The sequence below is a fragment of the Butyricimonas sp. Marseille-P3923 genome, from assembly GCF_900184685.1.
Taxonomy (GTDB): Bacteria; Bacteroidota; Bacteroidia; order Bacteroidales; family Marinifilaceae; genus Butyricimonas; species Butyricimonas muris.
Genome location: NZ_FXXL01000007.1, coordinates 1,601,821 through 1,617,149, shown reverse-complemented (window position 1 = coordinate 1,617,149; position 15,329 = coordinate 1,601,821). Strand labels below are relative to the sequence as shown.

Sequence of the window (15,329 nt, the reverse complement as noted above, 5' to 3'; positions counted from 1 at the left end):
GAGAGTGTTACCGACTCTCCCGTTTTTATTATTTATTGGTTTCCAACCAGTCACCCAGTATTTGTAAGGCTTCTTCCGAGAATACATCTTCAAGATCGGGTATTTCTTCCCGTGTTCCGGTAACACAGCGTTGGAACATATGATTCAAGCCGGGGAGTTCCACGATTTTATAGCGGGTATTGCCACCTTCATCCAACAGTTTTTTTATCGAAGCAAGGTTCTCGTCAGAGGGAACCATGATATCCCGGTCGCCGTTGAGTGCCAGCACGGGACAAGTAATCCTCGGGATATAATCGGCAGGATTGTATTGCACCATTTCACGATACCAGCGACTTTGTGCCTGATAAAGGTAGCGGCTGAAAAAGGATTCCTCCCTGCCGTCGGTGAGGTTTACAGCTTCGAGAGTCGCCTTGTCCTGACGGGATATCCAATTGTCGAAAGCGGTACGCAGGGGGCGTTCAAGAGGCTGCTCGAGAGGAACGGAATGTACCGTTTGAAAAAGAGTGTTGAATAAATCCATAAACTGTCCCACTTGCGCGGAAGTGATGCCCGGGGTGGTTTCAAGAATCGCTTTATTCTGCAATTCCAGAATCTGCAAACCGTCCACGCCGACACCCGCGAGGGAAACCACGAATGAAACATCGGGAGATTCTGCCCCAAGTATAAATGCCACTTGACCGCCTTCGCTGTGCCCGATAACCCCGATACGTTCTTTGTCGGTTTCGGGACGTGTTTTCAAGTAATCGATGCCTGCTTGCGCGTCACGGGCAAAATCTCTCGTGGTAGCCATTTCATATATACCGTTTGTCTGTCCCGTTCCCCGGTCGTCTGTCCGCAGGACAATAAATCCCCGCCTCGTCAGTTCATCGGCCACGCGAAAGAAAGGTTTGTGACCGGAGAACGTGCCGTCACGGTCTTGCTTTCCGGTACCGGATATGATAATCGCTGCCGGGAAAGGTCCTTTCCCTCGCGGAACGGTCAACGTCCCCGCTACCTGTATGGAGTCGCACGAGGTATAGGTGATGTCTTCGGAACGGTAAGGATAGGGGGGACGGGGATTTTGTGGGAAGTAGAGAGGTTGCAGACTGTCGACCTTGCCAAGATTGAATTCCCGGGTTTTCCCGTACGTTGTCACTTTTGCCCGAATAGAATCCTTGCCGGAATGGAATGTCCCTTCAAACTGAATACCGTCCCGCTCGACAATTGCCAGAATGTCCTTGTCGGAGAAGATGAGCGAATCCGCTTCTGCGTTGTTTACCCATTGTTCCGGGAGCGACAGGAAAGCCCGGTTTATTCCCTCCGGTGTAGTTTGTAACTCGATAAAAATCCGTTTACTGCCTGCTTGTCCCTGCCACGCATGCGGCGTGGAAGTACAACCGAGTAACGGTAAAAAGAATAATAACGTGATTGTTTTAAGGTATAACATACTTTTGTGATTTTAGTTTCACTCAAAACACCCGAACGGGCGAAAAGTGTCACCGGAACGGGAAATTTAGAATTTGAAATGAAAGGATTCCCGAAGCGGAGAGAGTAACTAGCTCTCCCTCTGTTTATAGAGGGAAACTGGCGAGTAAGCGAGGGCAGCAGGGAAGCTTGCTTCCTTGTTGCCGAGCGAGAGCCAGTTCGAGACCGGTTTCCGGGCTCAATACCCCGAAGGGGGGAGGGAGTTCTTGAATACCGTGATCACAAACTCCTCCGTCAGCTTCGCTGCCACCTCCTCTATAAACAGAGGAGGAGCTAAGTTACAGCCTTGCTTCGGTTCTGAATCCTACATTTTTTTCAGCGTGATGACCGTGATTTCCGGCCATGCACCGAAACGCAAGGGCATAAGCCCGATGAATCCCAGCCCGACGTTGACGTACAGACCTCGCGAACCTTCCATGTATAGTCCGCTCCATTCGGGGTACATGAGGGAGGAGGGAGAGAGGCGACCGAGGGCGAATTGCATGGCGTGCGTGTGCCCGGAAAGCGTGAGATCGATGTCCGTGTCGAGCACTTCCCGACGCCAGTGCGTGGGGGTATGACTCAACAACAGCTTGAAAGCGGTTTGTTCCGAGCCTCGCATGGCGAGAGGGAGATCGCTGTATCGGTCGAGAGTACGTCCGCCATCGTCCCCGACACCGATCAAGGCAATGCTATCCGTACCACGGTGCAGCATCACGTGTTTATTGTCAAGTAGATACCACCCCATGGCGGCTTGTCGTTCCTTGATGTCTTGCAGGTTCTTTTCACGAGCTTTCTTGCTCGCCCAATGACGGTACGGGCTGTAATCATGATTCCCGAGTACGGAATACACCCCGTCGGGGGCTTGCAGGCGGGAGAGAATATCCTCGAAAGGATCGATCTCCGCTGCCTCGTTATTTACAAGGTCACCCGTGAACACGATGATGTCTGCCCGTTGGGCGTTGACGAGATCGACTGCTTCTCGCAACGCCTCCCGGTTATCGTGCCAGCTTCCGGTGTGTATATCCGAAACCTGTGCCACCCGGTAGCCGTCGAAAGCTGCGGGGAGATCGGGAGACGTGAAAACGATCTGTTTTACCTCGAATTGTTTCCGTCCCCAAAATGTGCCGTACAAAATGACCAACATCGTGGCGGCTCCCGCGACAACACCTAACCACGCGAAGGGATGGGACTGTAATTTCAGCGTGTATCTTGTCGGCAGGTCGAGTAGCGAACAAATGGAAAAAATCACCTTGGACAGCACGATGGCAAGGTACGTGATCGTGAAAATCCCGATAAAAGATTGTCCGCCGTGTCCGCCTCGTGAAAACAGTAATATCCATAGAAGACCAAGCATCAAGATAACCGACGGCACGAACCACAGCAATCGGGTACGTCGGTTGGCGATATGCCGTTTGATATATAGCTTGTAAATATAGATGTCCGGAATAACGAGTAAGAATATAAAATAGATGGCTAATTTTTCGATCATAGTTCACGAGTATATTTTTTGAAACTCAAAGTTATAATTTCTTTTTTGTTTGATGCGTTATTGATGAAAATATATACCTTTGTCGTGTTAAGTCACGTAATACGGGTGATAGGAGTAATGGTTACATCTGAAAATCAAAAGCGATTTGAAACGATATATCTTGAATATTTTCAAGCTATACGGGATTTTTGTAGCTCCTATCTAAAGGATGAGGAGTTGGCACGGGATGTAGCCCAAGATTCGTTTTTCTCGCTTTGGAATCATTTTAATCCGGTTTTCTCGGAGAAGGAGATCCTTTCTTTTTTGTACACGTCGGCACGGAATAAATGTTTGGATCATTTGCGATTGCAAAAAGTGATCGAGAGTAAGTTTCAGGAATTGAAGGACGAGGTTTACGGTGAGGAGTTTTTTCTGGACGAGGTGACGCGTAATGAAACTTACCGGATCGTGCGCGGGGCCGTGAATAAGTTGCCCGAACGTTCCCGGCAGATTGCCACACTCACGTTGCAGGGGTATTCACTGCAAGAGATTGCCGACGAGTTAAGTGTTTCGATCAACACGGTAAAGACTTTGAAAAAAAATGCTTACGAGAAGTTGAGAGAAATGATTAGTAACCAGTATATTGTATCCGTGCTGTTGAAAATATTCATCTAAATTATATTTTCCATTCACCCGTTTTTTCGACTTCTTCGTATGATGTGTATTAAAACAAGTGCGATGAAGCGTGAAATAGAAAAACGAATAGATTTGGCGAGGCAATTCGCGAAGCGTCTGGCGGAGGAGAAGGTGAGCCGGGAAGAGGGGGAGGTTCGTGCCCCGGGGAAGGAATTGCCTTTACAGGAACTTTATGATGATATAGAGGTAAATCTTCCCCGTGTGTGTTGGGAGCCGACGGGGCAAGAGGAATGGGAGGTTTTCCGGAAGAGGTATTTGTCCAAGGGACGGGGACGTCGCCTCGTGTTGAGGTATTCGGCAGTTGCAGTTTGCGTGGTGGCGGCATTGACGGTGGCGTTGTGGTTGTATTTCCCGACTCAGAAGCAAGTAAAACCTTTGATGATTGTGCCCGTGGCGAGTAATTTACCGACGATTTCCGTGAGTGACAAAGAGTATGTTTTGGATTCCGCGGGGATCGATTGTTTGCAACGTCAAAACGAGGTAGCCGTGAAACAGAAAGGGAAGGAGTTAACTTACGCAACGGATACGGGTGCCGTGGAGGAACCCGTGTGGCACACGATACGGGTGCCGCGGCAAGCGGAATTCTCGTTGGTGCTCGGCGACGGTAGCCACGTGCGGATGAACACGAATACCGTTCTTCGTTATCGGGTGCCTTTTACCGGAACGACCCGGGAAGTGTGGATAGAGGGGGAGGCGTATTTCGAGGTTGTCCCGGACAATACAAGACCTTTTGTCGTTCATTTTGCGGATAATAGCGTTACAGTATTGGGAACGCAATTCAATATTTCCTGTTACAATGAACAACCGAGTCGTACGACGTTGGTCAGCGGTTCCGTGTGTTTGAGTGATTCACGGGATTCGGTGGTGTTGCTCCCGGGGCAGGAGGGGGTGATTGCCACGGGTGATAAAGGTATCCGCGTGCAGGAGGCGGATGTGGATGTCAATACGGCATGGTTGAACGACCGGTTTTATTTCAAGGAGCGTTCGTTATTCGAGATCATGAGGGCTTTGAGTGATTGGTATGACGTGACAGTTCGTTTTAACGACCGGGATCTCGGGAGTATGCTTTTTTCCGTGGAAACGAAACGTTACGAGGATATCGACAGCGTGCTGGAGATTCTAGAAAACACGAAAAAGATTTGTTTTGTTAAAAAAGATGACGTGATCGAAGTAAGACGTAATGAATAGAAAAGCGGGAAGTTCTCGCGAAACTTCCCGTTCTCTATATTCTCGCAGAGCGAGAACTAGTTGTTATTTTAAAATTCAATTCAAAATTATGAAAAAAAACGGTTACACCTGCAAGAAAGGAGTAATAAAATTCCCTCTTGCATTTGTTCACAGGTTTTTGTACCTGTTATTAGGTTTTGTTTTCTTGTCGAGTGTCCCGGGGAACGCACAGGCACAGGAGAAACGATTTGATTTGAAGATGCAGAACGTGTCTTTGGATCGGGTAATTGAAAAGTTGAGGGAGGTAAGTAACCAGACTTTCGCTTACCAGCTTGACGATGTTAAGGCTTATACCAAGATTAGCTTTGACGTGAAACAAAAAACGGTGGGGGAGATTCTTGACGAGTGTTTAAAGAAAACGGATTTGACTTGGAAACAGGTGGATGAAACCATTATTATTTACAAGCGTCCCATGACGAAGGAGGTGAAAGCGACGGTGCTCAAGGGTGAAGTGCAGGACATAAACAAAGCACCGATACCGGGTGCTACCGTAAAGTTAGTGGGGACAACAGTGGGTGTTGCCACAGACAGCGAGGGTAAGTACACGATTTCGTTGCCGGTAGAGAAGGGGACTCTGGAGTTTTCTTGTATCGGTTACAAGACGAAACAGGTGGCTTTCTCGGGGGCGAAGGATATGTTGCGCGTGAGTTTGGAAGAGGACGTGGCGGCGCTGGATGAGGTGGTCGTGACTGGGTATCAGGTGATCAAGGAGAAATCTTCTACCGGTTCTATCAGTAAGGTGAACATGGACGACTTAATATTGGATGGTACACGAACCTTAGAGGCGGCGTTACAGGGTAAGGTTCCGGGGATGATGGTGATCAACCGTAGCGGATTGACGGGTACTCGCCAGAAAATACGTGTACGGGGAACCTCTACGTTGTTGGGTAATGCCGAGCCGGTATGGGTAGTGGATGGTATTATACAGAACGATCCGCTTCCGTTTAACACGAATGAATTTAATAACTTGGACCCGAGTAATACGGATATGATCAACGATTTCGTGGGGGGTGCTATTTCTTGGTTGAACCCGAAGGATATCGAGTCAATCACGGTATTGAAAGATGCTGTTGCCACGGCTATTTACGGTACAAAAGCGGCTAACGGGGTGATCGTGATCACGACGAAGAAAGGAAAAGTGGGTCGTATGTCTATCAGCTATTCCGGTGGTATGTCGTATTCTCCGCGGATGAATTACAATAAGATGGAGTTGATGAACTCGCAACAACGTGTGGATGTTTCCCGTGAGGCTTACGAAACGAATATTCCCCTGTCCGGAAACCAGAATATCGGTTACACGGCTTTGGCGAAAGCGTATCGGAACCGGGAGATTTCTTTGGAAGAATTTACCGCTCAAGCAAAACAGTTGGAAAAGAATAACACGGATTGGTTCAAGGTATTCTTCAGAAACGCGATCAGCCACAATCACACGGTGAGTATTTCCGGCGGTACGGAGCAAGCCACTTATCACGCTTCTTTCGGAGTGAGTGACAATAACAACACGGCGAAGGGGAACGGTCAAACCCAGTACACGGGTAACGTGAGTATCTCTGCCCGTCTATGGGAGAAGATTTCGTTGTCGACCTCACTCGCCGGTAGTGTATCGGAAACGCAAGGTTTCGTGGGTGATGATCCTTTCACTTACGCATCGAAGACAAGTAGGGCTATTCCGCATAAAGATGCTGATGGAGAGTTGTCTTTCTACGAACACAAGGATAACGGCTTCTTGTTTAATATGGAGAATGAGTTGAAACATAGTGGAAACGAAAATACGTTGGCTTCTTTGAATGCGAGTTTGAGTTTACGTTGGCAAATCTTGGAATCATTGTCTTATTCGATGTCGGGATCGTATAGTAATTCCCGCATGAATGGGGAAACTTGGCGTACGGAGCAGACGAATTATATTGCCAATATACGAAAATATAATTTTGAAGAATTTGCTAAAGGAGATGAAAAGTATGATGTGTCAGTGCTTCCGCACGGGGGTGAATTGACCCAATCCATGAGCGGATCGACCGGGTGGAGTTGGCGTAACCAACTGGATTTCGTGAAAGTGTTTAGTGAGAAACATTCTATTACGGCAGCTCTTGGGTACGAGTTAATGAGTTCTCGGAGCAAGGGTTCTTCTGAAACCACTTACGGGTATATGCCGGACAGGGGTAAGGTGATCGTAAACATTCCTCCTTTTCACTCGGGAACAACAAATATTAGTGATTTATTCCGTACGGTTCCTAAGATTACAGATACGAAATCGAATACCATGTCGTATTACGTGACCTTGGGATATATGTTCGACGATCGTTTCGCCTTTAATGTGAGCGCCCGCGGGGATGCTTCCAATCGGTTCGGTCAGGACAAGAGTGCCCGTTTCCAACCCGTGTGGGCATTGGGTTTCCGTTGGAACATGGAGATGGAACCTTGGATGCAGAACCAGAATGTCGTACGCGGTATGAACTTCCGTTTCTCTTACGGGTATCAGGGTAACGTGGTGGATAACGTGAGTCCTTTCCTGATCGCGACGATTGGTATGGATCCCAGAAGTTATGATTATACGTTGACCGTTAAGGATCTGCCCGCTCCGAAATTGAAATGGGAGAAGGTGCAGAATATAAACTATGGTATTAGTGGTAGTTTGTTTGATAATAAGATTTCGTTCTCTTTCGACGGGTATTACAAGAAAACGACTGATATGGTGATTGCTTTGGAAGTGCCATACGAGAATGGGGTACCCAGCCGTCCTATCAACGGTGGAAAGATGACAAATTCCGGTTGGGATGCCAGTTTCGGGTTTAGTCCGGTGAAAGGGAAAGATTTCATCGTTTCTTTGGGCTTCAATATGGGGAAAGTGTACAACAAACTGGAATCGGAAGTGGAACCTCGCCATAATTGGCAGGAAGCCGCTAGCGGTAATTTGAGTAAAAAAGGATACGCGGTGTCTAGTTTCTGGGCGTTACGTTTTGCCGGATTAAATCCCGAACACGGTGGACCGATGTTTGATTTGAGTGGCTCGGAATTGGAAGAAGCAACGACAGATGCCACCGTGTACATGGATTATGCCGGAAAGATGGAGCCGGACTTTAACTGTGGGGTATCCTTTTCTATTCGCTATAAAACCTTCTCGTTGTCGAGTGGTTTGTACTTGAGCGTGGGTAACCAGACGTTCTTGGCTCCGATGGGCAATATGACACAAAGTATCCCGAGCGAGTATGAAAATATGTCAACTGAATGGGTGAAACGTTGGAGAAAACCGGGAGACGAAAAAATTACTAATGTTCCTTCGTTGCCAAATATGATCACGAGTGCAAGATTGGTGAAGGTAGTGAATGAAAATTATAACCCGTATGATTTGTATGCTTATTCATCGGTACGCGTGGTGGATGCTTGGTATTTGCGTTGCGGTAGTATATCGCTCTCTTATTCCGTGCCGGAAAGATTGTTGCCGGGTACGTTGCAAGGCATAGGATTCTCGTTCTCGTTAGGAAATCCGTTCCAAATCAGAAGTAAGGATTTCAAGGGACGCGACCCGGAGGTGGCTTTGGGCGGACAACCATTGCAGAGAACCATGTCGTTAGGTGTTAGTGTAAGTTTTTAAATCATAAAGAAATACGAATATGAAATCAAGGTTGTTTTTACTATTTCTGGCACTTTGCTTTATTCAATGTGGTGACTTTTTGGAAGAGCAAAGTCAGAGTGAAGTTCGCCCTTCAACGGTGTCGGATATGGAAAAAATCTTGGAGTCGGGAGCTTATCCGACACAAGCTGCGGGTCGATTGTTTAATCGCGAAACAGAGATATTCACGGATAATGTACAGAGTACGATTGTAGATGTGGGGCTTGTGACTCGCAAAGAAAGTGAATCGTGGCGATTCAGATGGGATGAAGCTATGTTCCATGAAGATGGCGGGGGAGCGGACATCACTTTTTGGTCTACTCCTTACGAACGGATTAAAGGATGTAATATCGTGTTGGAATACACGGACGAAATGGATGGGAGTGACGTGAAAAAGGCACATATTAAAGGTGAGGCTTACGTTTTGCGGGGCTTGTATTACTATATGCTGGTGAATTTTTTCGGAGCCCCTTACAATGGCGGAGATCCGACAACGAATCTCGGTGTTCCTTTGAAATTGGTTACTGGCGTTACGGACGAAAAATTCAAGCGTAATACCGTGGCAGAATGTTACGATCAGATACTGAAAGATATATTGTTGGGAACCCAATTGATGAAAGAGAACCATGAAAGACAATCGAATGATATATTGCGTTTACGGTATCCGACAGGGTATGCTTTGTTATCTCGAGTTTATCTTCACATGAATGATTGGGATAAGGTAATCAGCTATGCCGATTCCGTGTTAGATATTCAACCGCAATTGTTGGACTTGAAATCTGCTTACAATGCTTCTGGATCTGGCGTGTATCATGGAAACACGAGAACCGAGATATTGTGGGCAATGGCGGAAACGGATGGTACTACAAAAGATAGAGATGTGATAGCTCCTTTTATCCCTTCTTCGGATTTGCTTGATCTTTACTTGTTATATGATGTTGATGGAACTACAGACGGACGTATGGATGACAGGGGTATCGGTTGGTTTAAATGGAGTTCTTGGGACAATCCCCGGGTATATCGATGCGTATTGAAAGGCTATGCCGCTCAATATTGGATTAATGCAGGGATCCGTACGGCAGAGGTGTATTTGAACCGTGCAGAGGCTTATATTCGTAAATACATGAAGTCCGGTAACGAGGCAGAGGCTCGCTTGGCTTTGGAAGACTTGAATGAATTGCGCCGGCATCGTTTAAGCGCCGAGTACGTGGATGTGGCCATGGATAAATTCGCTAATGCAGAAGAATTGTTGGAATTCTGTTTGCGGGAAAGACGTCGGGAGTTATGTTATGAAGGCAATCACCGTTGGTTCGATTTGCGTCGCTTGGGAATGCCGGAGTTGACTCATGTTTTCTTGGATAACGATAACGGGTACGAAACGACCTATACCTTACGGAAAAATGACGGACGGTATGTATTGCCCATCCCGGGAGAAGTGTTGTTGCGAAACCCGAACTTGGCGAATGGTGTTGATAATAGTACTCATAACGAATAATTGTTTTACTATGAAATTCAGATATTTATTATTTATCGTTTTTTGCGCCGTGATATGGACCGGGTGCTATAACGAAAAAGATATCGTACCCACGGAGGGGAGCGAGATGATGTATTCCTTGCCTCAAGGCAATCACGAGTATGACAAGGATATTGTCGCATGGTTTGATAAATACGGTTTTTACACGGTTTATGATTTTAAGATAGGTGATTTGTACTGGGCAAATACCGCATGGGAAGAACAAGTAGAACCGAATTTGGGTGGATATTTGTCGGCAAAGCAAGCGGATCCGGAGCACGTGGGACCAGTATTGGAGATGTTTCAGGAACTTTTCTTGGATTATTACTCGGAGGATATGCTAAAGGAAAACATGCCTTTGAAGGTGTTCCTGTGTTCTGAATTGTGGAAGGGAAGTTGGAAAATGAATTATCTTACGGGAAAGATGGAACGTGGGGATTCCGTGGAGTTGATGGCATACAAGGGGTATGATTATATCGCATTGAATGGGGCGAGAGAAGATTTTGAAATTACGGAAAGCGTGAAATCAGACTTTTTAAGAGAGGTTAATAAGGTCTTTATTAACATCTTGACAACGAAAGGACTTTTCTCTATTCCGGAAGAATTTTTGCAGGTTTCCGATTATAAGGTGCCTAACCCTACAGCATGGCCGGGAAGTCCTACTGCTATTCCCGGACCGTCGAACAGTGTTTTCGCCCTCGGGTACCTGAATGTACAAACGGTAAAAAGCAGCTTCGTGCTAACGGAGATGCAGGAAAAAGATTTCGCTTTTTACATGGACTTAGTGATGTCGTATTCCATGGCGGAGTTGGAGTCGGAAACTGCAAATTGGAGTATGTATGACAATCAATCGTATATGGACTATACCGGAATATTGTATCCTCAACGCGGATATGATAAAGTGCGGCAGAAGTACGAGATATTGGTTGATTATATCGAGAGTTTCGGGTTGAGTTTAGATCGTATCCGTTTCCCCGAACGTTTTGCGACCGGGGAGGGAGAATAAAAACATCGATGTTAGTTTAGTTTTTTAGTGATCATTTATATGTGATGCATCGCTCGTTTTTTACGGGACGGGCGATGCTTTTAGGGTGTATTGTATGTAAAAATATAACAGTGTTATGGAAGAGATTATCGTAAGAGTAGAACATTTGTCACATCGGTATAGCATCCAGTGGGCTGTGAGAGATGTAAGTTTTGAAATTCCCAAGCACGGGATTTACGGGTTGCTGGGTGCGAACGGGGCGGGGAAATCGACCGTGATGAATATCATGTGCGGGGTGTTGAAACAGACCGAGGGGGAGGTGATTATCGCGGGAGTGAACACGAAACGGGATACGATTGCCGCCAAGCGGCATATCGGTTTTTTGCCGCAGAAACCTCCTTTGTATCATGATTTAACGGTAGAGGAGTATTTGACACATGCGGCAGATTTGCGCTGGGTGGCACCCCGTGAGATGAAGAAGGCGGTGGAAGAGGCGATGGAACGTTGTGCTATCACTCATTTTCGTAGACGGTTGTTAAAGAATTTATCCGGGGGGTACCAGCAGCGAGTGGGTATCGCGCAGGCTATCGTGCATAAACCGGATTTAGTGGTGTTTGACGAGCCGACCAACGGTTTGGACCCGAACCAGATCGTGGAAATTCGTCATTTAATCAAGAGTATTGCAGAAGAACGCACGGTGATTCTCTCCACGCATATATTGCCGGAAGTGCAGGCTACCTGCGACCATATCCTGATGATGGATCACGGGAAGATGGTTTTTTCCGGAACCGTGGACGAGTTTGACAATTACATCGTGCCGAACACGATATATGTTCACTTTGCCAACGCACCCTCGGTCGAGGTGTTGGGACAAGTGGAAGGTGTGACTGGGGTAGAGGACCTGGGCGGACAGCAATTCCGCATGCGCTTTACTGATGCGCAGGAGGTAACCGAACGCCTCGTGGACCAAAGCACCGAACATCATTGGCGAATGCAGGAGATTCGGCAGGAGAAGAATTCGTTAGACACGATATTCGCCAAGTTGACAGAGAAGGGAAAGGGAAATTAATTGCTAAACGTTAAAGAGATTTATTATGAGAGCCATATATAAAATAGCGAAGACGGAATTGCAGATGCTTTTTTATTCGCCTATCGCTTGGTTGTTGCTACTGTGTTTTGTTTTTCAGACCGTGTTCTTTTACACGGGTATGCTTGAAGGCTTCGTGCTTGACGTGGAGAATAGCGGAACGACTTATTGGTGTTCCAAACGTCTGTTTATCATGGGATATGGTGCCGGATCGGGGTTATGGCCGAGCGTGGTGAATATCTTGTACCTGTATATCCCGTTGTTGACGATGGGGGTGATCAGTAAAGAGTTGAGTAGCGGTTCTATTAAATTGTTGTATTCTTCACCGATCAGTAATACCCATATCGTGTTAGGAAAATTCTTGGCGATGGTGGTGTACGCGTTATTGTTGACGTTGATCTTGTTCGTGTATGTCGTATTTGCTTGGTGCACGATTGATAATTTCGAGTGGGCATGGGTGTTGACCGGATTGTTGGGGATATTCCTGTTGGCCTGCACGTACATGGCGGTGGGTATTTTCGTTTCCAGTTTGACTTCCTATCAGGTGATTTCGGCCGTGGGTACGTTTATCGTGTTGATGTTGTTGGGTATGGTGAGCGGCTGGGGGCAGCAATACGACTTCGTGCGGGAAATTACCTATTGGTTGGGAATGAACGGACGTGTATCTACTTTTATTCAAGGTATGTTATGTAGCGAGGATTTGATCTATTTCCCGACAGTGATAGTGTTGTTCCTGATGTTGACGATTATCCGTTTGCATGCTATCCGCCAGAAGCAGAAATTTACGATCACGCTTTATAAAAATCTTGTGGTGATCGCTTTGGTTTGCTTGGTGGCATTCGTTTCTTCCCGCCCGGCATTGTTGGCTTACGCGGATACGACTTCCACGAAGAGTAATACGTTGACTCCTGTGGCTCAAGAGATCGTGGGGAAATTGGAGGGAGGATTGACAATCACTTCTTACGTGAACGTGCTTGACCAGAGATACGGCAGTTACGCTTATCCCCATTTCATCATGTATAACCGGGAGGCTTCGCGGCAATTCACGCGTTTTAAACCGGAAACGAAGTTGAAAGTGGTGTATTATTACGCCGACCCGAACGAGGGTATGCCGGGACGTCCTTCTGCTTGGCAGCAAGCCCGCCAATTGTGCGAGGTGTACGAGATCGACAGTATGATGTTATTGTCAAAAAATGAGGTGGACAATATGGCGGATTTGGCATCGCAGGGATACCGGTTCGTGCGCGAAGCTGTTCGGGAAAACGGGCAGAGAGAGTGGTTATACGATTTTACCGGTCGGGGATTATTGGATGAAGGTTCAACATCCGTGGCATTGAAGCGTATGGTGATGGAGGTGCCCAAGATCGGGTTCGTGACCGGACACCGGGAGAGAAGTATGTACGGGGACGTCCCGTATAACATGGGGTATTTGCTGACAAATAAATGGCATTCCACGGCTATGGTTAATCAAGGATTCGATCTGGAAGAGGTGACGTTGGATAAGGATATCGCGAAAGACGTTGATTTGTTGTGGATTGCGGATATGCGTACCGAATTGACTCCGGAGGAGGAATCCGTGTTGGAGAGATATATTGCACGGGGTGGAAACATGATATTCATGGGAGAACCCAGCCACCGGGAGGCTCAAAATAAGGTCTTGGGCAAGTTCTTCGGGTTGGAGTTGACTCCTTTGGTCGTGGGACCGGACGTGCGGTTCAAGGGTACGTTGCCTACTGCTAACCTTTTGGCGGTAGTGCCGACTCGAGCAGGGAAAGAGTTACTGCCTCAGTTGAAAACGACTTACCGCATCGTGCATGAGAATTGCGCGGGGATAGAGCAAGTGGAAGAGAAGGGATTCAAGGTGGAGGCCTTCTTGGAAACGGATACAATCGCTCCGGTGTGGACGGAGTTGGAAACCACGGATTTCGTGGATGATACCGTGAAATTTAACCCGGCGGCAGGAGAAATCTCCAAGGTGTTCACTACCGCGGCTGGGTTGACCCGTCAAGTGGGGGATAAGGAACAGCGTATCTTGGTGACGGGTGACGCCGATTGTTTGTCAAACAACGAGTTCGTGATCACCCGGGGAGTTTCGGCTGCCAATGGAAATCTGCTGGCAGGAACTGCTCTCTGGATGACATACGGGGAATTACCCTTGGATATGCGGCGTCCGGACACGAAGGATTCTTCTGTATCGATCTCCATGGCTTGGTACAGGGTATTCAAAGCGGCGTTTAAATTCGGGTTACCGATCTTATTGTTGGGATGCGGGGTGTTCATCTGGTTCCGACGGAGAGGAAGATAAGCGAGTGTGAAAATTTTGGTATGATAAAAAAGAAATAAAAGATATTTATGGAAGAAGCTATCGTAAAAGTGGAACATTTGTCACATCGTTACAGTGTGCAATGGGCTGTCAAGGATATTAGTTTCGAGATCCCGAAGAAAGGTATTTACGGTTTGTTAGGCTCTAACGGGGCGGGGAAATCGACCGTGATGAACATTATATGCGGGGTGTTGAAACAAACGGAAGGGAATGTTTTTATTCACGGTGCGGATACGCGTTTGGATCCCTTGGAGGCGAAGAAACATATCGGATTCTTGCCCCAGCAGGCTCCGTTGTACACGGATATGACGGTGGAGGAGTATCTGACACATTCGGCTTATTTGCGCCGGATGCCGGATGCCGAGATCAAAGCGGCCGTGGAGGAGACGATGGAGCGTTGCTCTATCATGCACTTCCGTAGTCGGTTGATCAAGAATCTTTCCGGGGGATACCAGCAACGGGTGGGGATTGCACAGGCTATCGTGCATAAACCCGCCTTGGTGGTGTTCGACGAACCGACGAACGGGTTGGATCCGACACAGATCTTGGATATCCGCCGCCTAATACAAGATATTGCGAAAGAGCGGACAGTGATCCTTTCCACGCATATTTTGAGGGAAGTGCACGCTATATGCGACTACCTGTTGATGATCGAACAAGGAAAGTTGGTGTTCTCCGGGACGGTAGACCAGTTTGATAATTATATCGTGCCGAGTACTATTTTCTTGCAATTGGCGGATGCCCCGGCTCCCGAGGTGTTGATGCAAGTGGAGGGGGTGACCGGTGTAGAGGAGTTAGGTGGACAACGTTTCCGTATCTCGTTCGAGGATGCGGAAGGTGTACTGGAACGCTTGGTCGAGGCAAGTTCCCGCAATCGCTGGCGGTTGGTGGAGATCCGACCGGAGAAAAGCTCGCTGGACGATATTTTCGCGGCGTTGTCGAAACAAGCGCACTGATGTATAATTTAAGGTATG

At 47.3% G+C, this 15,329-nt stretch carries 10 protein-coding genes; 8 read left to right on the top strand and 2 right to left on the bottom strand.

Going from position 1 to position 15,329, the window contains the following annotated elements; translation table 11 throughout:
• Window positions 1-28 precede the first annotated feature (28 nt).
• On the bottom strand, window positions 29-1,426 hold the full coding sequence (locus CS948_RS18150; RefSeq protein WP_099293401.1) for a S9 family peptidase: 1,398 nt from the start codon (window positions 1,424-1,426) through the stop codon (window positions 29-31).
• A gap of 342 nt (window positions 1,427-1,768) precedes the next feature.
• On the bottom strand, window positions 1,769-2,935 hold the full coding sequence (locus CS948_RS18145; RefSeq protein ID WP_099293399.1) for a metallophosphoesterase: 1,167 nt from the start codon (window positions 2,933-2,935) through the stop codon (window positions 1,769-1,771).
• A gap of 117 nt (window positions 2,936-3,052) precedes the next feature.
• Between CS948_RS18145 and CS948_RS18140 the strand changes: the two genes are divergently transcribed.
• The 8 genes from CS948_RS18140 to CS948_RS18105 all read left to right on the top strand — a co-directional run bounded on the left by CS948_RS18140 (window position 3,053) and on the right by CS948_RS18105 (window position 15,311).
• Window positions 3,053-3,589, top strand: coding sequence for an RNA polymerase sigma factor (locus tag CS948_RS18140; protein ID WP_176555120.1), 537 nt, complete (start codon window positions 3,053-3,055; stop codon window positions 3,587-3,589).
• Between the two features lie 63 nt (window positions 3,590-3,652).
• Complete coding sequence (locus CS948_RS18135; RefSeq protein WP_176555119.1) at window positions 3,653-4,798, top strand: FecR family protein; 1,146 nt, start codon at window positions 3,653-3,655, stop codon at window positions 4,796-4,798.
• Window positions 4,799-4,886: 88 nt separating this feature from the next.
• Window positions 4,887-8,429, top strand: a complete 3,543-nt coding sequence (locus CS948_RS18130) for a SusC/RagA family TonB-linked outer membrane protein (RefSeq protein ID WP_176555118.1) — start codon at window positions 4,887-4,889, stop codon at window positions 8,427-8,429.
• 19 nt (window positions 8,430-8,448) lie between these two features.
• Window positions 8,449-9,942 carry a RagB/SusD family nutrient uptake outer membrane protein gene (locus CS948_RS21915; protein WP_255302071.1) on the top strand — a complete coding sequence of 498 codons (1,494 nt, stop codon included), beginning with the start codon at window positions 8,449-8,451 and terminating at the stop codon, window positions 9,940-9,942.
• Window positions 9,943-9,952: 10 nt separating this feature from the next.
• The gene (locus CS948_RS18120) at window positions 9,953-10,966 is read left to right on the top strand and encodes a hypothetical protein (RefSeq protein WP_141560988.1); all 1,014 of its coding nucleotides are present in this window, start codon (window positions 9,953-9,955) and stop codon (window positions 10,964-10,966) included.
• Window positions 10,967-11,081: 115 nt separating this feature from the next.
• A complete protein-coding gene (locus CS948_RS18115) occupies window positions 11,082-12,014 on the top strand; it encodes an ABC transporter ATP-binding protein (RefSeq protein WP_099293389.1) in 933 nt (310 codons plus the stop codon).
• A gap of 25 nt (window positions 12,015-12,039) precedes the next feature.
• Window positions 12,040-14,337: a Gldg family protein gene (locus tag CS948_RS18110; protein WP_099293387.1), complete on the top strand. Its 2,298-nt coding sequence runs from the start codon at window positions 12,040-12,042 to the stop codon at window positions 14,335-14,337.
• Window positions 14,338-14,384: 47 nt separating this feature from the next.
• Window positions 14,385-15,311 (top strand): ABC transporter ATP-binding protein, encoded by a 927-nt coding sequence (locus CS948_RS18105; protein ID WP_099293385.1) that lies wholly within the window; start codon window positions 14,385-14,387, stop codon window positions 15,309-15,311.
• Window positions 15,312-15,329 lie beyond the last annotated feature (18 nt).

Excerpts from the sequence above, each read along its gene's own strand:
- CS948_RS21915 (WP_255302071.1), top strand. The coding sequence starts at position 8,449 with ATGAAATCAAGGTTGTTTTTACTATTTCTGGCACTTTGCTTTATTCAA.
- CS948_RS18120 (WP_141560988.1), top strand. The coding sequence starts at position 9,953 with ATGAAATTCAGATATTTATTATTTATCGTTTTTTGCGCCGTGATATGG.
- CS948_RS18115 (WP_099293389.1), top strand. The coding sequence starts at position 11,082 with ATGGAAGAGATTATCGTAAGAGTAGAACATTTGTCACATCGGTATAGC.
- CS948_RS18105 (WP_099293385.1), top strand. The coding sequence starts at position 14,385 with ATGGAAGAAGCTATCGTAAAAGTGGAACATTTGTCACATCGTTACAGT.
- CS948_RS18145 (WP_099293399.1), bottom strand. The coding sequence starts at position 2,935 with ATGATCGAAAAATTAGCCATCTATTTTATATTCTTACTCGTTATTCCG.
- CS948_RS18135 (WP_176555119.1), top strand. The coding sequence starts at position 3,653 with ATGAAGCGTGAAATAGAAAAACGAATAGATTTGGCGAGGCAATTCGCG.
- CS948_RS18140 (WP_176555120.1), top strand. The coding sequence starts at position 3,053 with ATGGTTACATCTGAAAATCAAAAGCGATTTGAAACGATATATCTTGAA.
- CS948_RS18110 (WP_099293387.1), top strand. The coding sequence starts at position 12,040 with ATGAGAGCCATATATAAAATAGCGAAGACGGAATTGCAGATGCTTTTT.
- CS948_RS18150 (WP_099293401.1), bottom strand. The coding sequence starts at position 1,426 with ATGTTATACCTTAAAACAATCACGTTATTATTCTTTTTACCGTTACTC.
- CS948_RS18130 (WP_176555118.1), top strand. The coding sequence starts at position 4,887 with ATGAAAAAAAACGGTTACACCTGCAAGAAAGGAGTAATAAAATTCCCT.